The sequence below is a fragment of the Dokdonella ginsengisoli genome, from assembly GCF_042652785.1.
Classification (GTDB): domain Bacteria; phylum Pseudomonadota; class Gammaproteobacteria; order Xanthomonadales; family Rhodanobacteraceae; genus Dokdonella_A; species Dokdonella_A ginsengisoli.
This window is the reverse complement of the sequence record NZ_JBHSHD010000002.1, coordinates 182,493-202,466: the sequence shown is the minus strand read 5'-3', so window position 1 is coordinate 202,466 and position 19,974 is coordinate 182,493. Positions and strand designations below refer to the sequence as shown.

16 protein-coding genes are annotated in these 19,974 nt (G+C 71.7%); 12 read left to right on the top strand and 4 right to left on the bottom strand.

Annotation, left to right across the window (positions count from 1 at the left end; genetic code table 11):
- Nucleotides 1-181 precede the first annotated feature (181 nt).
- Entirely contained in the window at nt 182-3,007 is a 2,826-nt protein-coding gene (locus ACFO6Q_RS01185) for a M16 family metallopeptidase (protein WP_380018651.1), read from the bottom strand.
- Nucleotides 3,008-3,161: 154 nt separating this feature from the next.
- On the opposite strand from ACFO6Q_RS01185, the gene ACFO6Q_RS01180 reads away from it, so the two are divergent.
- The 9 genes from ACFO6Q_RS01180 (at nt 3,162) to trmL (ending at nt 16,179) form a co-directional block, all read left to right on the top strand.
- Nucleotides 3,162-3,854: an SDR family oxidoreductase gene (locus tag ACFO6Q_RS01180; RefSeq protein ID WP_380018650.1), complete on the top strand. Its 693-nt coding sequence runs from the start codon at nt 3,162-3,164 to the stop codon at nt 3,852-3,854.
- Nucleotides 3,855-3,861: 7 nt separating this feature from the next.
- Nucleotides 3,862-4,389: a hypothetical protein gene (locus ACFO6Q_RS01175; protein WP_380018649.1), complete on the top strand. Its 528-nt coding sequence runs from the start codon at nt 3,862-3,864 to the stop codon at nt 4,387-4,389.
- A gap of 107 nt (nt 4,390-4,496) precedes the next feature.
- A complete protein-coding gene (locus tag ACFO6Q_RS01170; RefSeq protein ID WP_380018648.1) occupies nt 4,497-6,887 on the top strand; it encodes a winged helix-turn-helix domain-containing protein in 2,391 nt (796 codons plus the stop codon).
- A 244-nt stretch (nt 6,888-7,131) separates the two neighbouring features.
- A complete protein-coding gene (locus ACFO6Q_RS01165) occupies nt 7,132-10,173 on the top strand; it encodes a choice-of-anchor J domain-containing protein (protein ID WP_380018647.1) in 3,042 nt (1,013 codons plus the stop codon).
- A 71-nt stretch (nt 10,174-10,244) separates the two neighbouring features.
- On the top strand, nt 10,245-13,064 hold the full coding sequence (locus tag ACFO6Q_RS01160; RefSeq protein ID WP_380018646.1) for a hypothetical protein: 2,820 nt from the start codon (nt 10,245-10,247) through the stop codon (nt 13,062-13,064).
- A gap of 31 nt (nt 13,065-13,095) precedes the next feature.
- Nucleotides 13,096-14,151, top strand: coding sequence for a hypothetical protein (locus tag ACFO6Q_RS01155; protein WP_380018645.1), 1,056 nt, complete (start codon nt 13,096-13,098; stop codon nt 14,149-14,151).
- Nucleotides 14,152-14,238: 87 nt separating this feature from the next.
- The gene (locus ACFO6Q_RS01150; protein ID WP_380018644.1) at nt 14,239-15,006 is read left to right on the top strand and encodes a hypothetical protein; all 768 of its coding nucleotides are present in this window, start codon (nt 14,239-14,241) and stop codon (nt 15,004-15,006) included.
- Nucleotides 15,007-15,227: 221 nt separating this feature from the next.
- On the top strand, nt 15,228-15,644 hold the full coding sequence (locus ACFO6Q_RS01145) for a hypothetical protein (protein ID WP_380018643.1): 417 nt from the start codon (nt 15,228-15,230) through the stop codon (nt 15,642-15,644).
- Between the two features lie 70 nt (nt 15,645-15,714).
- Nucleotides 15,715-16,179: a tRNA (uridine(34)/cytosine(34)/5-carboxymethylaminomethyluridine(34)-2'-O)-methyltransferase TrmL gene (gene trmL / locus ACFO6Q_RS01140; RefSeq protein ID WP_380018642.1), complete on the top strand. Its 465-nt coding sequence runs from the start codon at nt 15,715-15,717 to the stop codon at nt 16,177-16,179.
- 34 nt (nt 16,180-16,213) lie between these two features.
- Here the strand turns inward: trmL and ACFO6Q_RS01135 are convergent, their stop codons facing one another.
- From ACFO6Q_RS01135 to ACFO6Q_RS01125, 3 genes are all read right to left on the bottom strand, one after another.
- Nucleotides 16,214-17,242 carry an NAD(P)H-dependent glycerol-3-phosphate dehydrogenase gene (locus tag ACFO6Q_RS01135; protein ID WP_380018641.1) on the bottom strand — a complete coding sequence of 343 codons (1,029 nt, stop codon included), beginning with the start codon at nt 17,240-17,242 and terminating at the stop codon, nt 16,214-16,216.
- Between the two features lie 26 nt (nt 17,243-17,268).
- Nucleotides 17,269-17,772: a protein-export chaperone SecB gene (secB, locus tag ACFO6Q_RS01130; RefSeq protein WP_380018640.1), complete on the bottom strand. Its 504-nt coding sequence runs from the start codon at nt 17,770-17,772 to the stop codon at nt 17,269-17,271.
- A gap of 76 nt (nt 17,773-17,848) precedes the next feature.
- Entirely contained in the window at nt 17,849-18,292 is a 444-nt protein-coding gene (locus ACFO6Q_RS01125; RefSeq protein WP_380018639.1) for a rhodanese-like domain-containing protein, read from the bottom strand.
- A gap of 115 nt (nt 18,293-18,407) precedes the next feature.
- On the opposite strand from ACFO6Q_RS01125, the gene ACFO6Q_RS01120 reads away from it, so the two are divergent.
- The 3 genes from ACFO6Q_RS01120 to ACFO6Q_RS01110 all read left to right on the top strand — a co-directional run bounded on the left by ACFO6Q_RS01120 (nt 18,408) and on the right by ACFO6Q_RS01110 (nt 19,952).
- Complete coding sequence (locus tag ACFO6Q_RS01120) at nt 18,408-18,860, top strand: helix-turn-helix transcriptional regulator (RefSeq protein ID WP_380018638.1); 453 nt, start codon at nt 18,408-18,410, stop codon at nt 18,858-18,860.
- 134 nt (nt 18,861-18,994) lie between these two features.
- Entirely contained in the window at nt 18,995-19,531 is a 537-nt protein-coding gene (locus tag ACFO6Q_RS01115; protein WP_380018637.1) for a DUF4199 domain-containing protein, read from the top strand.
- Nucleotides 19,532-19,571: 40 nt separating this feature from the next.
- Nucleotides 19,572-19,952: a VOC family protein gene (locus ACFO6Q_RS01110; protein WP_380018636.1), complete on the top strand. Its 381-nt coding sequence runs from the start codon at nt 19,572-19,574 to the stop codon at nt 19,950-19,952.
- Nucleotides 19,953-19,974 lie beyond the last annotated feature (22 nt).

The window sequence follows — 19,974 nt, the reverse complement described above, 5'->3', positions numbered from 1 at the left end:
AAGCCGTGCGCAGACTCCCCTCTCCCGCTTGCGGGAGAGGTCGGCGCGCGCAGCGCGCCGGGTGAGGGAGGACCTGCAACGATCCACCAAAGTTTCCCTCATCCGCCTCCGGCACCTTCTCCCGCAAGCGGGAGAAGGGACAGCCGGTCACTGGACGGCTTGCCTGCGCCGCGAAACCCTTCTAGCGCAGCGTCTTGCCTTCCGCGTCGATGACCTTGACCTCGCCGAGCTTCAGGTCGCGGATCGGCTGCTCGATCTTCTTGAGGTCGCCGACGATGACCCAGGTCAGCGCGTCCGGCTTGACCACCTCGACCGCGGCGGCCTGCACGGCGGCGTCGGTCTGCGCCTCGATGCGCGGCTTGAGCGTCTGCACGTAGTCGTCCGGGCGGTCGTACAGCACGATGCCGCTGAGCGCGCCGAGCACGGCGCCGGTGGTCTGGTACTCGCCGGGCATGCTGCGCACGTCGCCGACTTTGATCTTGTCGATCTCCTCGTGGGTCAGCGGCTTCGGGCCGATCACGTCCTTCGCCTCGCGCAGGATCTCGGCCACCGATTCGCCGGTCTTGTCGGTCTGCACCGGCGCGTACATCAGGTACGGACGCTGGCCGAGCGCGTTCTGCAGGAAGCTGAAGGCACCGTAGGCCCAGTGCTTGTCCTCGCGCAGATTCATGTTGAGGCGCGAGGTGAAGCTGCCGCCGAAGGCGCCGTTCATGGTCTGGATCTCGAGGTTGTTCTTCGCCTTGGTCGACGGCGCGACCACGCCGGCGAGGATCAGCGACTGCAGCGCGCCGGGACGGTCCATCAGGAACACGCGCGGCTTCGCCGGTGCGGCGACGTCGGCGACGTTCTTCTTCGGCAGCGCCGATTCCGGCGCCTTCCAGTCACCGAACACGGCGTCGAGCTTGGCCGTGATCGCCTCCAGCGTGGTGTCGCCGGCGACCAGGATCCTGGCGTTGTCCGGCCGCACGAAGTCGCGCACGTAGGCGCGCAGGTCGTCCTGCGTCAGCGACTGGATCGAAGCCTCCGTGCCGGAGCCGGTGAACGGAATCGCGTAGGCGTGGCCTTCGCCGTACAGCAGCGGCGGCAGCGTGCGCAGCGCCAGTCCGGTCGGCTGGGTCTTCTCCTGCGCGATGCGCGCCAGCCACTGGCCGCGGATGCGCGCGAGGTCGGCGTCGCGGAACGCGGCGTTGCGCACGATGTCGGCGTACAGCTTCAGCGAGGGCTCGAGCTGCGAGCTCAGCGCGTTCAGGCTGGCGCTGGAGGTGTCCAGGCCGGAGCCGGAGCCGATCTCGGCGCCGAGCCGCTCGGCGCGACGCGCGATTTCCAGCGAATCCAGTTCCTTCGTGCCCTCGTCGAGCATCGCCATCGTGAACGCCGAGGTGCCGAGCTTGCGGCCCTGGTCGGAGGCGTAGCCGGCGTCGAACAGCATCTGCATCTGCACGACCGGAATCGCGTGGCGCTCGGCCAGCACGACCTCGATGCCGTTCTTCAGCTTGCCGCGCTGCAGCTTGGGGAAGGTCAGGTCGGGGAAGCTCGTCACCTGCGGCACGCCCTTGCTGCGGTCGACCTCGGACTTGACCGTGCGCAATTCCTGCTTCGCCGGCAGCTTCGACTCCGGCCGGCCGGCCAGTTCGGCGCGGCCGGGCTTTTCCATCTCGTCCTCGCCGGAGAAGTCGGCGTCCTTCGGCGCCGGCGTCACGGTCAGCGTGTAGTCGCCCTTGGCGATCCACTTCTTCGCCGCGGCCAGCACCTGCGCCGGCGTCGCCGCCTCGATGCGCGCGAGGTCGGTCTTGTAGGCGGCCGGATCGTCGCGGTAGAGCTGGCCTTCGGCGAGGATCGTCGCCTTGCCGTTGACCTTCTCCAGCGCGCGGATGAAGCCGGCGCGCGTGCCGATCTTGACGCGTTCCAGCTCGTCGGCGGTCGGGCCGCCGGCGAGGAACTTCTTCCACTCGTCGGCGACGGCGGCCTCGACCTTGGCCGGATCGACGCCGTTCTTGACGTCGACCTGCAGCTGCAGCTGCGAAGCCAGCGCGAACGGCTGCACGCTGACGGAGACGCTGTCGGCGAGCTTGTCCTTGTAGACCAGGCGCTCGTACAGGCGCGAGGTCTTGCCGCCGCCGAGCACCGCGGCGGCGAGTTCGAGCTGGGTCTCTTCCGGATCGCCCAGCGCCGGCACGTTCCACTGCCGGTAGATGCGCGTCTGCGCGACGTGGTCCTGCATGGTGTCGCGCGTGGACTGGCTGCGTTCGGCGGTCCAGGGCTGCTGGCGCGCGACCGGCGGGCCGGCCGGGATGTCGCCGAAGTACTGCGTCATCTTCTGCCTGGCGACTTCCGGCGTGATGTCGCCGACCAGCGCCACGGTCACGTTGGCCGCGCCGTAGTACGTGCCGAACCACTGCTTCACGTCGCCCAGCGAGGCGGCGTTGAGGTCCTTCATCGAGCCGATCGTGTCGTGATGGTAGGGATGGTTGGCCGGGTAGGCGTTGGCGCTGATGCGCTGGTCGACGCGGCCGTAGGGCTGGTTCTCGCCCTGGCGCTTCTCGTTCTGCACCACGCCGCGCTGCTCGTCGAGCTCCTTCTGGCCGATCGCGCCGAGCAGGTGGCCCATGCGGTCCGACTCCATCCACAGCGTCATGTCGAGCGCGGTGGTCGGCACGGTCTCGTAGTAGTTGGTGCGGTCGAACCAGGTGGTGCCGTTCTGGTCGGTCGCGCCGGCCAGCTCGAACGGACGGAAGAACTCGTCCTTGTGGTTCTCCGAGCCCTGGAACATCAGATGCTCGAACAGATGCGCGAAGCCGGTCTTGCCCTTCGGTTCGTCGGCCGACCCGACCCGGTACCAGACGCTGACCGCGACCACCGGCGCCTTGTGGTCCTCGCTGACGATGACGGTCAGGCCGTTCGGCAGCGTGAAGCGCGTGAACGGGATGTCGATGCCGTCCGGGGCGGCGGCGGCCGCGCCCTGGGCCAGGCCGAGGGTCAGCAGGACGGCGGCGATCTGCTTGCGCATGAGAACTCCTTGTTGGGTCCGGCCGATCCGTCGGGGCCGGATGAGAAAAGCTGGACGGAAAACCTGCGGCAGGCTAACCGCGGCGTCGGCCCCCCGCAACGGACGGATGTCATAGACTGCCGATCGAATCGGGCCGTTCGTACAGGAGCGCGACATGACGCACGTCCTCGTCACCGGCGCGAACCGTGGCCTCGGCCTCGAATTCGTGCGCCAGCTGCTCGCGCGCGGCGAACGCGTCGTGGCGACCTGCCGCCAGCCCGGCCGCGCGCTGCCGCTGAACCGGCTCGCCGGCGAACATCCGGGGCATCTGGTCGTGCTGCCGCTGACCCTGCCGGAGCCGCGCTCGATCGCCGAACTGGCGCGCGAGCTCGAAGCGCTGGACCTGCGCATCGGCCTGCTGATCAACAACGCCGGCGCGACCGTCAACGGCGAACGCCTCGGCACGATTGCGCTGGAAGGCCTGCATCACGCCTTCGACGCCAACGCGGCCGGTCCGCTGCTGCTGACGCAGGCGCTGGCGCAGCGCCTCGAGCCGTCGGCGAGGATCGTCAATCTGTCCAGCAGCCTCGGTTCGATCGCCGGCACCCGCGCGCTGTACACGCCGAGCTACGCGATCAGCAAGGCGGCGCTGAACATGGCGAGCAAGCTGCTCTCGGTCGCCCTGGCCGATCGCGGCGCCATCGTCGTCGCGCTGAGCCCGGGCTGGGTGCGCACCGACATGGGCGGCGCCGGCGCGCCGCTCGGCGCGGACGAATCGGTGGCGGCGATGCTGCGCGTGATCGACGGCCTGAAGCCGTCCGACAACGGCCGCTTCCTGGCGCAGACCGGCGCGGCGATCGACTGGTAGGTCGGGCGTGGATGCAATACTGCGCAATTCACGGATCGGCGGCATCGCCGACGAGGGCGGCATGCGGCAGATCTCCTCGCGCTGGACGTACTTCCACAAGCGGATCTTTCCGCTGCTCTGGTTCGGTTTTCTCGCCCTGTTCGTCGTCGTGGTTCTGCTGGCGCCGCGCGGACAGGACCCTTTCGAGCCGGTCTTCCTGCTCGGTCCCGTCGCGATGGCCGTGTTCGGGTATTTCCTCATGCGCTCGCTGATCTTCGACCTCGTCGACGAAGTCGTCGACGCCGGCGACGCGCTGATCGTGCGCAAGGCCGGCGAGGAAGCGCGCATTGCGCTCGCCGACATCGTCAACGTCGATTCGACGACCCTGGTGAACCCGCCGCGGATTACCCTGACCTTGCGCACGCCGTGCCGTTTCGGCCGCAAGGTCGCGTTCTTGCCGCCGCCCCATCGCCGCCTGTGGGCGCCGTTCGCGCCGAATCCGATCGCCGAGGAACTGGTCGAACGCGTCGATCGCGCGCGCCTTGCGCGCGGCTGAAACGCGCGTCCGCCGCGCAGGTCCGACCGCGCGATCGGTTTGAGGTACCCTGCCGTGCCGCCTGCGCAACGCAGGCGAGGCACGTGTGGGTGGAGCAAGTTTCGTCGATGTCCGCGAGCAGTTATCGGTTTGGCCGGTTCCGTCTCGATCCGCGCTCGCGAGAGCTGTGGGCCGACGGCGAACTCGTCGGCATGCCGCCGAAGTCGTTCGACTGCCTCGCCTATCTGATCGAGCATCGCGACCGCGCAGTCGGCCGCGACGAACTGATCTCCGCCGTCTGGGGCAGCGCCGACGTCGCCGACCATTCGCTGGCGCAGACCCTGCTGCGCGCGCGGCAGGTGCTCGGCGACACCGGCGCCGAACGCACGATGATCCGCACGGTGCCGCGCTTCGGGCATCGCTGGGTCGCGGCGACCGAGGAAGTGGCCGCCGTTCCGGCCACCGTCGCCGTGGTCGCAGCCGCAGCCGCAGCCGCAGCCGCAGCAGAGCGGCCTGCGGAAAATCCGCCGCGCGCCGACGCGGGCGCGGACGCCGCGCCGATGCCGCCGCGGACGCCGCGAGGCTACCGATGGCTCGCCGCCGCCGCGCTGTTGCTCGCGCTGGCGCTGGCCGGCGGCTACCTCTGGCAGGCGCGCGCGCCGGCTCCGGCAAGCGTCGCCGATGCGGCGGAGCTGTTCGTCGTGCTGCCGGTCCGGCTCGCCGATGCGCAGGTCGAATCGGCCTGGGTGCGCCTGGGCGCGATGGACTACATCGCGACGCTGCTGCGCCAGAACGCCAAGCGGCACGTGCTGCCGAGCGAGCAGGTGGTCAGCGTGGTCGGCACCGCCGGCCGCGCCGAGGCGAGCGACGACGGCCAGCTCGGCCGCCTGCGCGCGGTCACCGGCGCCGGCTGGATCGTCAGCCCGCGCGCGAGCGCGTCGGCGCAGGGCTGGCGCTTCACGCTCGACGTCTACCACGGCGACGGCCTGCGCAGTTACGAGGGTGCGGGGGCGACGCCGCTCGAGGCCTCGCGCGCCGCGGCGATCGCCCTGATGGACGCGCTCGGCGTGCCCGACGCGGCGGCACCGCAATCGCCGCTGCCGGTCGACGAACTGCTGCAGCGGATCGACGCGGCCCTGCTGGTCGGCGACCTGGCGCAGGCGCGCGGCCTGGTCGACGGCGCGCCGCCGGCGCTGCGCGGCGATCCGCGCCTGCGCGTGCGCGCCGGCCAGATCGCGGTGCGCCAGGGCCGGCCGGACGAGGCGGAGAGCCTGTTCCGTCCGCTCGCCAGTGACGACGCCTCGATTGCGCTGCAGGTGCGCGCGCTGGCCTACCTCGGCCTGGGCACGGTCACCGTCGGCCGGCTCGACTTCGGCGGCGCCGAAGCCGCCTACGACAAGGTGATCGCGCTGCTCAAGGACAGCGACGAAATCCGCCTGCTCGGACGCGCCTACATGGGCCGCGGCGTGGTGCACGCCAGCCGCAACGAATTCGGCGCCGCGATGGCCGACTTCGGCCGCGCGCGCGTCGACCTGCAGCGCGCCGGCGACCGCATCGGCACGGCCAACCTCGAAATCAACGTCGGCATGGCCGAAATCAACCGCGGCCGCATCGAGCAGGGCATCGCCGCGCTCGACCGCGCGATCCCGATCCTCAGCGGCTTCGGCGTGCGCGACCAGCTGGTGATCAGCCTGCACAACAAGACCTACGCCCAGCTCGGCCTGCTCGACGTCGGCGGCGCGCTGGCGACCAGCCAGCGCGCGATGGAGCTGAGCGCGCAGCTGGCGAACCAGGTCTTCGGCCGCCGCGTGGCCGCGGCGCGGGCGCGCGCGCTGTTCGCCGCCGGGCGCCTGCGCGAGACCGGGGAACTGATCCGGCGCTTCGATCCGCAGCCCGACGATCCGAGCCAGAGCGACACCGAGTTCTCGATCCTGCGCGCGGCCCTGCTCGGCGAACGCGGCGACTACGCCGCGCTCGACGCGCAAGGCGACGCGCTGCTGGCGCGCGTGGCGCGTTCGGCCGACGCCACCGGACAGGGAATGCTGTCCGAGGCGAGCTGGATGGTCGTCGACGCGGCGCTGCGCCGCGGCAGGATCGAGCGCGCCGCGCAGGTGCTGCAAGGCCTGAAATCGGCGCCGCCGGCGCCCGAGGATCTCGATCGCCGCTGGATCGAAAAGCTCGCCGAGGCGCGCCTGCTCGCCGCGCGCCGGCAGCCAGGCGCGGAGGCGGCGTTCGATGCCGCGCTCGCCCTGGTCGAGGAACGCGGCGCGCCGTCGGCGCTGGTCGTGGCGGCGACCGGCTGGCTGCCGGTGCTGCTCGAATCGGGCGAACTCGAGCGCGCGGCCGCTCTCGGCGGCCGCCTGGTGCCCTACGCCGACCGCGACTACCACGCCGCGCAGGCGATGGCGCAGCTGTATCGCACGCTCGGTCGCCAGGAGCTCGCCGCCGAAGCCCAGGCGCGGCTGCGCCTGCTGGCCGGCGAGCGCGCGCCGGACTCCGACGCGCAAGCCGCACGCTGAGGCGACCCGCGCGAGCGCCGCCGGCGGCCGGATCCGGGCGCCCGGCGAGGCGGTTCCCGCTCCTGCGGCGCCCACGCAAGCCGATGATTTCCGGACGATGTTTGGAGTCCGTGCGGGTTCCGTGCGGAGCGCATGGCGGCGCTGTGCGGTGGCCGCGGCGGCGCGGCGGGTATTGATCGGAGACGGCGACGGCGGCGCATCGGCGATCCGCACGCGGCCGACTATTTGAAAGATGGGGAGCACGATGAAAACGATCCGCAGCAAGGGACCGGCGCTGGCCGGCCTGATCGCGCTGGCTCCGCTGGCGCTGGCCGGGACCGGCGCGAGTGCGCCGACGCCTCCCGAACGCGCCGCCAGCCTGGCCGCGGCCTGGCCGGCCACGGCCGGCCTGCTCGATCCGGCCGTATCGGCCGCCGGCGGCCGCAGCGACCGCACGCCGCCGCGCGCGGACCCGGCCGGGTCCGCGCTGCGCGTCATCGACGAAGGCTTCGCGCAGATCGACCTGTCGCAGGGCATCTTCGCGCAGGGCTGGATCCGCCAGAACAACAGCGACCATCCCTGGCTGGTCTGGCAGCAGGGCGGCCTGGTCAACACCTTCCTCGCCTACGACGGTTCGCCGAGCGCCTACATCGCCTCGCATCCGTACTCGACGCTGGCCAACGCCGGCACCCTCAGTTCCTGGCTGGTGACGCCGCCGATCGAGTTCGGCCCGAATACGAAGGTCTCGTTCTACACGCGCACCGTGCTCGGCTCGCAGTGGCCCACACGCCTGCAGGTGCGCGCGTGCAGCGGCGCCTGTGCCGACGTCGGCACGCAGCCGGAGGACGTCGGCGGCTTCCAGACCCTCCTGCTCGACATCAATCCGGACGAGGCGCCCTCGGTCTATCCGGAGGAATGGACGCGCTATGAGCTGACCGCCGCCGACGGCCTGCCGGCCGGCGGCAGCGGGCGCCTGGCGTTCCGCCACTACGTGCACCAGGACGACGGCGTGCTGCGCGGCGAGTGGACCGGGCTGGACCGCGTCGTGGTCGAGCAGGACGACGCCGCCGACGCGCCGCTCGATCTGGAAGTGACCGTGGCCGCCGCCGATCCGGCGCAGCCGGACGCCTGCGGCAGCGCCACCTCGCTGGAGATCGCCGCCGGCGACCAGGTCAACTTCTGCTATCGCGTCACCAATCACACCGGCAAGACGCTGCGCTACCACTCGCTGCGCGACACCCAGGTCGGCACCATCCTCGACCGCGAGCCGATCGAGCTCGCGCCCGGTGCGAGCCACCAGTACAACCGCATCCTGACCGTCAGCGAATCGATCGCGCCGACGGTGACCTGGTCCGGGCAGGCCGATCCGCCCGGCGGCTACGCCGTCGACGACGGCCAGCCGCTGGACTGGGTCGACGTCAGCGACGGCACGCTGTCGCTGGACGGCCGCATCGACTTCCCGGCCGATTTCGATTTCCGCCTGTTCGGCGATCGCATCCAGACGCTGTGCACCGGCTGGGGCGCGGTCACCAACCTGCGCGATTTCTACGGCAGCTGCCCGTCGCTGGCGCAGTTCGGCGTGCTGCCGCTGCCCGATCCGTCGCTGGCGCCGTACGCCAACGCGCTGGCGCTATACGAGACCTCGATCGGTGGCGGCAACGTCTACTGGAAGATCCTCGGCAGCGCGCCGGACCGCCGCTTCGTGATCGCCTACGAGGACGTGCTGGTGACCGGCGGCGACGGCAATCCGGACCACGGCCTCGACGCCGAAGTGATCCTGCACGAAGGCAGCGGCGTGATCGAGTTCCAGTACGCCAACACCGCCTTCGGCGGCCAGCCGGCCTGCGCCCACGGCGGCTGCGCCGGCATCGGCCTGCAGAACAAGAACCTCGCGCAACAGTACTCGTTCCACCAGCAGAGCCTGCGCGACGTGCGTCGCCTGGTGTGGACGCCGTCGGATCCGGACGTCTACGCGCGCACGCGCCAGGTGCAGGTCGTCGCGCGCCGCGCCGAGGTTTCCGTCGACACCGATTCGATCGAGCGCGCCGTGCCGCTCGGCGGCGAGGCCACGGCCAGCGTGCAGATCGCCAACCTCGGCGACGGCCGCCTCGACTGGCAGGCCGGCGCCGCGGCGGCGAACAGCCACCTGCCGTCGACGCCGCGCTTCGCGCTGCCGCTGCACGACGCCGCCGCGGCGCGGTTCGCCGCCAGGCCCGACGCGAACGCCGTCACCGGCAAGCGCGGCGCGGTGCCGCGCGTGGCCGGTACCACGCCGGCACCGCGCGGCAGCGACGACCGTCCGCTGTGGGCGCTCGACATCTGGGGCGGCTATCTGCTGAACGGCACGATCGACTCGGCCGACTACTCGGGCACCTGGGGCGGCGGCTTCGACCTGCGCGGCATGTTCGGCGCGACCACCTTCACCGGCGCCGATTTCCTCGACGACGACTTCGGCGCGCTGTACGCGCTCGACGCCGACGACCACCAGCTGTGGCGCTTCGCGCCGATCAGCACCGTGCCGAACGCGTACGCCGATGCCGAGCTGATCGGCACGCTGGCGCTGCCGTCGGCGGAAACGCCCAGCGGCCTGAAGCAGGACCCGACCAGCGGCGCGCTCTACCTCGCCACCTCCGACGGCTACGGCAGCCGCCTGTGGACGGTCGATCCGCGCAACGCGACGGCGAGCCAGGTGGCGGTGCTCGACGGCGCGCCCGGCATCATCAGCATCGACTTCGACAACGACGGCCGCCTGTACGGCATCGACGTCACCGAAGACGCGCTGTACGCGATCGACAAGACCACCGGCGCGACCGGCGTGGTCGGCTCGCTCGGCTTCTCCACCAACGGCTACATCAGCGCGCTGGCCTTCGATCCGGCCGACGATTCGGTCGCCTACCTCGCCGCCTTCGGCTACCTCGACGCGACCGGGCGCGAGGACGGCTCGCTCTGGCGCGTGGACAGGAGCACCGGCCAGGCCAGCTTCCTGCATCCGATCGTCGGACCCGACGGCGGCTGGTCGCAGATCTCCGCGATCAGCTTCGCGCACCGCGGCAATCGTTGCGCCGAGCTGACGCAGATTCCCTGGCTGCGCCTGGACGCCTCCGGCGGCTCGCTGCAGCCGGGCGATCCGGCCGCCACGCTGAACCTGGTCTTCGACGCGGGCACGCTCGGCGACGGTACCTACCGGGCCGACCTGTGCATCCACAGCAACGACCCGCTGAAGCTGCGCACGGCACTGCCGCTGACCTTCGTCGTCGGCGATCCCGACCGCATCTTCCGCAACGGTTTCGACGGAGCCGCGCCGTGAGCCGCGCCCGCCTCCCGCATGCCTCGGCCGGCGCCGGCGGCGCCGCCTTCCCGCCCATTCCGGAAAACTCCATGAAACGCCTGCGCCGACTTTCCTGCCGCCTGCCGCTGCTGTGCCTGCTCGCGCTGCCGCTGTTCGCGGCCTCCCAGCCGGCCTCGTCTGCCACGCCGTCGCCGGACGAGATCGTCGGCCTCGACGACGGCTTCGACCCCGGCGCCAACGGCACGATCGACGTGCTGGTGCCGCAGGCCGACGGCAAGCTGCTGGTCGCCGGCGGCTTCGACTACATCGGCGGCGGCCAGGCGCTCGGCTTCGCGCGCCTGCTCGTCGACGGCCGCATCGACCGCACGTTCGACGTCGACCTCAACGGCCCGGTCAAGACCCTGCTGCCGCTCGACGACGGCCGCGTGCTGATCGCCGGCTACTTCAGCAAGGTCGACGGCGTCGACCGCTACGGCTTCGCCGCGCTGCAGGCCGACGGCCGCCTCGACCAGGACTACGACCTCGGCCTGGGCAATGCCCCCGTCGCGTTCATGCGCCAGCCCGACGGCAGCATCCTGCTGGTCGGCGTGGGCACCGGCCTGATGCGCCTGGATGCGCAGGGCCGGCCCGACGCGGATTTCGTGCCGTTCTTCGTGACGGAAGGCTGGTACGGCTCGGTCTATTCGGCGGCGACGCAGGCGGACGGCAGGATCGTCGTCGCCGGCTACTTCGAGCCGGCCGACGGCTCGACGCCGCTGGCCTTCGTGCGCCTGAACCCCGACGGCAGCTGGGATGCGGGTTTCCAGCAGCCGTCCGACGAGGACGCGCAGATGCTGGCGTTCTCGGTGCACAAGCTGGTCACGCTCGGCGACGGCAGCCTGGTCGGCGCCGGCCCGTTCGAGCTGCCCGACCACGGCAGCGGCAAGCAGACGGGTCTGCTCAAGCTGCATCGCGACGGCGGCCTCGACGCGGACTTCCGCCCGGACCCGAACGCCGCGGTGAAGGACATCGCCGCGCAGCCCGACGGCCGCCTCCTCGTCGCCGGCGCGTTCAGCCGGATCGACGGCACGCAGGTGCTGCGCGTGGCGCGTCTGAACGCCGACGGCCACCTCGATGCCGGCTTCGCCGCCAACGCGAGCGCGCCGACCAACGCCCTCGCCGTGCTGGCTGACGGCAAGATCGCGCTCGGCGGCGAGTTCACGCGCGTCGGCGGCCAGCCGCGCCAGCGCATCGCGCGGCTGGAGGCCGACGGCCGCGTCGAGACCGCCTTCATCGCCGGCACCGATCCGGTCTATCCCGGCGTCGACGCCACGCCGCGCTGCCTGGTGCAGCTGCCGGACCAGCAACTGCTGATCGGCTGCGGCTTCACCTACGTCGGCACCACGCGCGCGGGCATGGCGCGGCTGCGTGCCGACGGCAGCATCGATCCGGGTTTCGTCGCGCCGACGATCGAGCCGGGCTACTCGAACGCGGTCGAGGTGATCTCGCCGCAGCCGGACGGCAAGTTCCTGATCGGAGGCCGCTTCACCAAGGTCAACGGCGTGGCGCGGCCGGGCCTGGCGCGGCTCAACGCCGACGGCAGCCTCGATGCCAGTTTCGCGCCGCCGAACTGGGCCGGCTCCGGCGAGCCGTGGGCGCGTGCGGTCGCGCTGCAGCCGGACGGGCGCATCGTGGTTTCCGGCCTGCGCGTGGTGACCGATCCGCTGGAACACCAGCCGACGATGACCCGCCTGAACGCGGACGGCTCGATCGACGCCGGCTTCCACGTTCCGGCGCTGGACAACCCGGTCGAGCCGCTGCAGCTGCTGCCCGACGGCAAGATCCTGATCGCCGGCTACTTCGGCCGCATCGACGGCACGCCGCGCCGCGGCATCGCGCGGCTGAACGCCGACGGCACGCTCGATGCGGCGTTCGCCTCGCCGTTCCAGGACAGCGGCGTGGTCAACATCCTGCAGCCGCTGCCGGGCGGCAGGATCCTGATCGCCGGCTATCTGCCGATCGACGGCGAGTCGCAATGGCTGGCGCGCCTGAACGCCGACGGCTCGCTCGACCGCAGCTTCCGCCCGGCGATGCCGGACGAGGCGATCCAGTCGCTGGTGGTCGGGGCCGACGGCGCGATCGCGCTCGGCGGCAAGTTCACCCGCGTCGGCGGCGAAACGCGCCGCAACCTCGCGCGCCTGCGGCCGGACGGCTCGCTCGATCCCGACTACCGGCCGGCCGTGGACGAATGGATCACCGCGATGGCGCAGCTGGCCGACGGCAAGCTGCTGGTCGCCGGCGACTTCACCGGCATCGACGGCCTGACGCGTTCGCACCTGGCGCGCCTGCCGGCCGCCGGCGGCGCTTCGCGGCGTCTGGACGTCGACGCCGCCGGCACGTTGCGCTGGACGCTCGGCGGTGCTTCGCCGATCGCCACCGAGGCGCGCTTCGACGTCTCGCTCGACGGCAGCACCTGGACGCCGCTCGGCCAGGGCCAGCCGACCGCGAACGGCTGGCGCTACGCCGCCGGCGCCGCGCTGCCGCGCGACACCGGCTTCTGGCTGCGCGCGCAGGGCCGCACCGGCGGCCGCGAAGGTGCCACCGGCAACGGCTCGGTGTCGCTGCTCGAATCGACCTTGTTCGCCCGCCTGCAGACCGCAGCCGTCTACATGCTGACCCCGCAGGCCGGCGTCGGCGGCCGCCTCGATCCGGCCAAGCCGGTGGCGGTCTACGCCGGCGAGGTGCGTCGCTTCGAGGTCGTCGCCGAGCCCGGCTACACGGTCGAGGGCGTCAGCGGCTGCGGCGGCAGCCTCGCCGGCAACGTCTACACGACCGCGCCGGCCGGCGCCGACTGCACGGTGACCGCGAGCTTCCGCGACGACGGCGGCGACCGCCTGTTCGCCGATGGCTTCGATGCCGCGGCGCGCTAGGCGCCGCATGGTCCGGCCTCGGCGCAAGACCATGGCGCATCGATACACCGCGGCGATCGCGCTGCTCGGCCTCGCCGCAGCGGTGCCGAGCGGCGCCGCCGAATTCGCAGCGCTCGGCCTGCCCGGCAGCCAGCTCGCCGCGCTGTCGGCCGACGGCTGCACCGCCGCCGGCGGCATCAGCGGCGGCGAGGCCGGTTTCCGCTGGAGCGTCGGCGGCGGCGTGCAGAAGCTGGAGGCGGCGATCAGCGTGCGCGCGCTGTCGGCCAGCGGACGCTACGCGGCCGGTTCCAGCCTCGACGCCGAGCGCCGCGAGGTCGCCAGCTACTGGGACGCCGACGGCCGCCTGCACCGCCTCGGCGGCGCTCCCGGCGTCGATGCGATCAGTGTCGTCAGCCAGGCGTTCGGCGTGACCGACGCGCAACAGGTCGTCGGCAGCGTCGGCAACGCCGCCGCCGCGTTCGCGTGGACGCCGGCCGATGGCCTGCGCCTGCTCGACGCCGGTGGCGCGGCGGCCGCACGCGCCGAGGGCGTCAGCGACGACGGCACGCTGGTCTACGGCTGGAGCGAGAGCGCCGACGGACACCGCCGTGGCGTGCGGTGGTCGTCCGGCGCGGCGCGCCCACTGCGCGGCGACGACGCACGCGACGTACGCGAGATCGCGGCGTCGAGCCGTTCGGCCGGCGTGCTGCTCGGCCTGGCCGAGGACGCGCGCGGCGGCGTGAGCGCGTATCGCTGGAGCGCCGATCGTGGCGTCGTCGCGCCGCCGCCGTTCGAGCCGGCGCGCTTCGTGCGCCTGCTGGCCAGCAGCGAGGACGGCCGGCTCGTCGTCGGCAGTGCCGGCCAGGGCGACGAGCGCCGCGCGATCGTCTGGAGCGCCGCCGACGGCGTGCAGTTCCTCGATCGCTGGCTGGCCTCGCGCGGCGTCGCCGTGCCGCCGGGCTGGCGGCTCGGCGCGGCGACCGCGATCTCCGCCGACGGCCGCCGCATCGGCGGCTGGGGGCTGCGCGACGGACGCTTCGATTCGTTCGTCCTGGATCTGGGCGCCGATACCGGTTCCGCGACCACCGGCTGCGCCACGAAACGCTAGGAGAATCCCGACTTTTCCTTTGCGGCGAACTGCGGGACACTCGGCCAACGCTCTCGTGCGTCGCGCACGCCGGAAGATTCGTCAGCCATGCGCAATCCGCGTCTGTTCGTCATCGGCGCCCTGATCGCCGTCGCCCTGATCTGGCTGTACTTCGTCCTGCCCAGGCCGCCAGCCGAGCGCCCTGCGCCCGTGGCGGCATCGACCGCCGCACCGCCGCACCCGGTCGTGAAACGTGTCCTGGCCGAGCCTCCGCCGGCCCCGCCGACGCTGCCGCCGACCGTGCCGATCGCACCGCCCGTGGTTCCTCCCGGCGACGATCCGCCCGCGCCGGAGCCGGTGCCGGCTGAGGGCGAGGCCGCCGCCGAGGAAGAACCGCCGGCCACGCCGCCGGCCGATCCGGATCGCGCCGCCGACCTGTTCGCCGACCTGCTCGCCGAACAGGAAGCCGAGCCGGAGAAGGACCGCCTGCCGAACACCGCGCGCGACCTGTGGAAGCGTTTCGACGAGGAGAAGGCGGACGAGGACTGGTCCGCCGCGGCGACGCCGAAGCTGCAGGACTCGCTCGACCGCTGGGTCGGCGAGCTGCCCGAAGGCACCGGCGACCACATCGCGCTGGTGCACGTGGAGTGCCGCGCCAGCCTGTGTCAGGTGCTCGCCGCCGACAACGACCTGTCCGGTCAGGGCGCGCGCGCGCAATCCGGGCAGGAGTGGCAGCAGGCGATCGCCGGCCTGCGCGGACAGCCGTGGTGGAGCGAGTCCGGCTTCACCGACATGACGACCCAGGTCGTCACCACCGACGGCTACGTGCTGTACACGACCTACCTCCTGCGCGGCGGCACGCCGCCGTCGTCCTGAGCGCCGCGCAGGCGTCGCGGGACCGCGGATTTTCCCGTCTGCACCGGCGTACGCGGACACCGGCGTACGTCCGCCGGCGCGTCCGTCCGGCCACCCATGACTTTCGGACTAGCAACGCAACTGCTTGATCCTGCATCTATTGAGCTGCAGACGGACCCTGCGACTGCGTTGGCATGGTGCTTGCGTAGTACGGATCACGAACCGTCTTGCAGGAGAGAGTCATGAATACCCGTATGTTGCGCAGTGCCCTGACCCTGGCGTTGATCGCCGGCGCCGCCGCGCACGCGAACGCCGCCACGATGTCGGTCGACGCCGGTGCGCCGATCCAGGCGACCCTGCTGCCCGAGGTGACCGTCGTCGCCAGCAGCTCGCGTCCGTACCAGGAACCCACCCTGCGCGTCGCCGCGACCGCGCCGCTGAGCGTGACCCTGCTGCCGACCGTGCACGTGAATGCGCGGGCGCAGGAGGAACTGGCGATGGTCGTGCTGCCGACCGTGCGCGTCGTCGCGCAGGCCGAGGAGAAGATGGAAGACACGCTCGCCTACCAGAACGAGCGTGCGCACGGCTTCCAGCGCGTCAACGCCGCGGCGACGAGCACGGCGGTCCCCGGTTTCCGCGCCAGCCTGATGCCGCAGTGAGCGGTTCGACGAACCGCTCCGGCGCGGTCCGGCTTCCGGCCGCCCCGCTCGCGCATGCGATCATGCGCGCATGCTGCATGTCGTCCTGTTCCAGCCCGAGATTCCGCCGAACACCGGCAATGTGATTCGCCTCTGCGCGAACAGCGGTGCGGCCTTGCATCTGATCCAGCCGCTCGGTTTCGAACTCGACCACGCCAAGCTGCGCCGCGCCGGGCTCGACTATCACGAATTCGCCACCGTGGCCGCCTACGACGATCTCGCCGCGTTCCTGCACGCCGTCGCGCCGCGGCGCCTGCTCGCATTGTCGACGCGCGGCAGCCGGCGCTACGACTCGGTCGAATACGCCGACGGCGACGCGCTGCTGTTCGGCCCCGAGACGCGCGGTTTGCCGCAGGACGTGCTCGACGCGGTCGATGCGCAGCACCGCCTGCGCCTGCCGATGCGTCCGGGCAACCGCAGCCTGAATCTGTCGAACGCGGTCGCGATCGTCGTCTACGAGGCGTGGCGGCAGCTTGGGTTTGAGGGGCAGGGCTGAGGGCTGAGGGCTGGAAAAGTGGCCTCTCCAGCCCTCAGCCCTCAGCCCTCAGCCCTGCTTCCGGATACTCCGGCTTCTGCTCGCGCGACAGCAGCGCGTGCATGCCTTCGGTCGGGGTGAGTTCCTCGTGCAGCACTTTCTGCACCAGCGCGGTGATCGGCAGTTCCACGCCGTGCGCGTCGGCCAGCTTCATGACCGTGTCGACGGTCTGCACGCTCTCGACCACCTGGCCGATCTCGGCCACGGCCTGCTGCAGGCCGACGCCGCGGCCGAGCGCGAGGCCGAGGCGGCGGTTGCGCGACAGATCGCCGGTGCAGGTCAGCACCAGGTCGCCGAGGCCGGCGAGGCCCATCAGCGTTTCGGGACGCGAGCCGAGCGCGCCGCCGAGCCGCAGCATCTCGGCCAGGCCGCGCGTGATCAGTCCGGCGCGCGCGTTCAGTCCCATCTGCATGCCGTCGGCGACGCCGGTCGCCACGGCGAGCACGTTCTTCATCGCGCCGCCGAGTTCGGCGCCGGGCACGTCGCTGCCGGTGTAGGCGCGGAAGAACGGCGAGTGGAGCTTCTGCGCCACGTCCTGCGCGAAGGCGGCGTCGCTCGAATGCACGGTCAGCGCGGTCGGCAGTCCGAGCGCGACCTCGCGCGCGAACGAGGGGCCGGTCACCACCGCGGCCGGGCGGCCGGGCAGGCGGTCGGCGACGAGTTCGTGCAGGAAGCGGCCCGATTCAGGATCGAAACCCTTGGTCGCCCAGGCGATGCCGACGCCGGGAGCGACCCAGGGCGCGATCGCCGCGAGCACGCCGTCGAAGGCGTGGCTCGGCACGGCGATCAGGATCGTGCCGGCGTCGCGCGCGAGCGGCTCGATCGTGGCCGACAGCTGCAGCGACCCGGGCAGCTCCAGCTCGGGCAGGTAGCGAGCGTTGCGGCGCGTCGTCGCCATCTCGACGATCGCCTGCGGCGACCGTCCCCACAGCGTCGTCGGCACGCCGTTGCGCGCCAGCTGTACGGCCAGCGCGGTGCCCCAGGAACCGGCGCCGAGCACGGCGACCGGTGACGTCGCACTCACCGCCCGTTCCCTGCGTTGCGCCGGGGTCAGGCGTTCGCGCTGGTTTCGCCGGAACCGGCTTCGGCGCGGCGGCGCACCTGTTCGGCGTAGAGCGCGTCGAAGTTGATCGGCTGCAGGAAGAAGGGCGGGAAGCCGCCGTTCTGCACCAGATCGGACACGGTCTGGCGCACGTACGGGAACAGCACGTTCGGGCAGTACGTGGAGAGCACCGCTTCGCGCGCGGCGGCGTCGAAGCCGCTGAGGCCGAACACGCCGGCCTGGTGCACTTCGGCGAGATAGGCGGTCTTGTCCTCGACCTTGCACGTCGCGGTGACGCTCAGCACGACCTCGAAGGTGTCGGTGGCGATCTGCGCCACGCGCTGGCTGAGATTCAGCTCGACATTCGGCTGGCCCTGCTGCTGGAAGATCTGCGGTGCGCCCGGCGCCTCGAAGGAGACGTCCTTGAGGTAGATGCGCTGCAGATTCAGCTGCGCCTGGGCCTGCTGCGGAGGGGTCTGGCCGTTCGGCGCGCCGTTGCTGTTGTCTGCCATGAATCTGCTCGCAAGTATGAGAGGGAAAGGACGTCGATTATTCCACGGACACGCAGGCCGCGCATCCGCGAAGACCTCAGGTGCGTCCCTTCGCCAGCGGCATCTGCGCCTCGATCCACGCGCCGATGCCGCCTTCGAGCCAGAACACCTTGCTGAAGCCGGCCTTCTTCAGGCGCTGCGCGGCCTGCGCCGAGGTCTGGCCGTTCTTGCAGACGACCGCGACCGGCAGGTCGCGCACCTTCGCCAGTTCCTTGCTCTCCGGATCGAACTGGCTCATCGCGACGTGCCTGGCGCCGGGGATGTGCCCCTTCTCGAAATCGGCCAGGCTCGACACGTCCACCAGCAGCGCGTTGTCGCGGTTGATCAGCTGGGTCAGGCCGGCCGGCGTCAGCGCCTTGTAGCTGCGCATGAGGCGCTGCGCCTCGTTGGCGACCAGCGCGATCAGCACGCCGAGGAAACCGAGCGACAGGAACGGATGGTTGCCGAGGAACTCGGGCAGGCGATGCAGGAAGTCGGACATGGGGTCGGCGGCGGGCGCGAGGGCCGCGCATTATCCCGGAGCCGTCGCGGCGAGGCAAAGCCGAAGGACGCATTCCGGTCTTGGCTCGATCCGCGGCGCGGGCGATCATCCGCGCATGCGTTCGTCGACTTTCCGCCTGATGCTCGCCTACGGCGCGCTCGCCGCCGTGGTCGCGGTCTGCCTGCGCCTGGTCAGCCTGATGCCGCTGCGCTTCGACTGGGGGCGCGAACTGGTCGCCGCGGCGATCGCCCTGGCCGGCGTCGGCGCCGGCCTGTGGTTCGCGCGGCGTCCGCGCGAGCCGGCCGTCGTCGCACGGCCTGACCCCGTCCCGCCGCCGCCCGACGCGGCGGGCGCGGAGCAGGGCGGGACGATCCTGCTCAGCCCGCGCGAGCGCCACGTGCTCGACCTGCTCGCCGAAGGGCGCAGCAACAAGGAGATCGCGCGCGAACTGGGCGTGTCGGCAAACACGGTCAAGACCCATCTGGCCAACCTGTACGCCAAGCTCGGCGCGCGCCGGCGCACCGAGGCGGTGGCCGCGGCGCGGCGCAGCGGGATGATCGTGCGCTGACGTCGTGCGGGAGCCTGCGGCGTGGCGGAACCGTCCATCCTGCCGGAATTCACCCGACAATCACCCGTTCGGGCGATGGGGCGGCGGCGCCGGGGCCGCTAGCGTTGCGTCCACCTTCCCACGGAGATCGCGTGATGAAATCCCCGATCCTGAAGTACGGCGTGCTCGCCGGTATCGTCGTCAACGTGCTGATGTTCGGCCCGATCGTGGTGTTCGGCGAGCGGCCGGACTGGATCCGCTACGGCGAGATCGTCGGCTACAGCGCGATGGTGCTGACCATGACCCTGGCCTACTTCGCGATGCGCCACGAGCGCACGCGGCTCGGCGGTTTCCTGAGCTTCTCGCGCGGGCTCGGCGTCGGCGTCGGCGTGACGGCGGTCGCTTCGGTGCTGTTCGGGCTGGCCACCTACGCGTTCTACTGGATCGTCGGTGATCGCTTTCCGCAGAAGCTGTGGGATCACTACGTCGCGCAGATCCAGGGCAGCGGCGCCGACGCGGCGAGCATCGCGCGCCAGCTCGCCGAAATGGAGCAGATGCGTCCGCTGTTCTTCAGCTACGCTTTCCAGGCCGTGCTGATGTTCGCGACCTTGTTCCTGATCGGCCTGGCCGTCAGCCTGGTCTCCGCGGCGCTGCTGCGCCGTCCGGCGCAGCTGGCGCGCGCCGCGGCGTGAGCGGCCGGCTCCTCACCATCCATCCTCATCGGGAGACGACATGAAGCGGGTCACGGGCATCGGGGGAATCTTCTTCAAGGCCAGGGACGCGGCGGCGCTGCGCGCCTGGTACGCCAGGCATCTGGGCATCGACGTGCAGGAGTGGGGCGGCGCGGCGTTCCGCTGGTCCGACGCCGACGGCAAGCCGGTCGGCGGCACCACGGCCTGGTCGATCGGCGACGGCGGCTATTTCGCGCCGAGCCAGTCGCCGTTCATGGTGAACTACCGCGTCGAGGACCTGACCGCGCTGCTGCAGGCGCTTCGCGAGGAAGGCTGCGAGGTGCTGGACAAGACCGACGAGTCGGAATACGGCAAGTTCGGCTGGGTCATGGACCCGGAAGGCAACAAGGTCGAACTGTGGCAGCCGCCGCCGGGCGGCTGACGCGCGCCTTCGCGGCATCGCC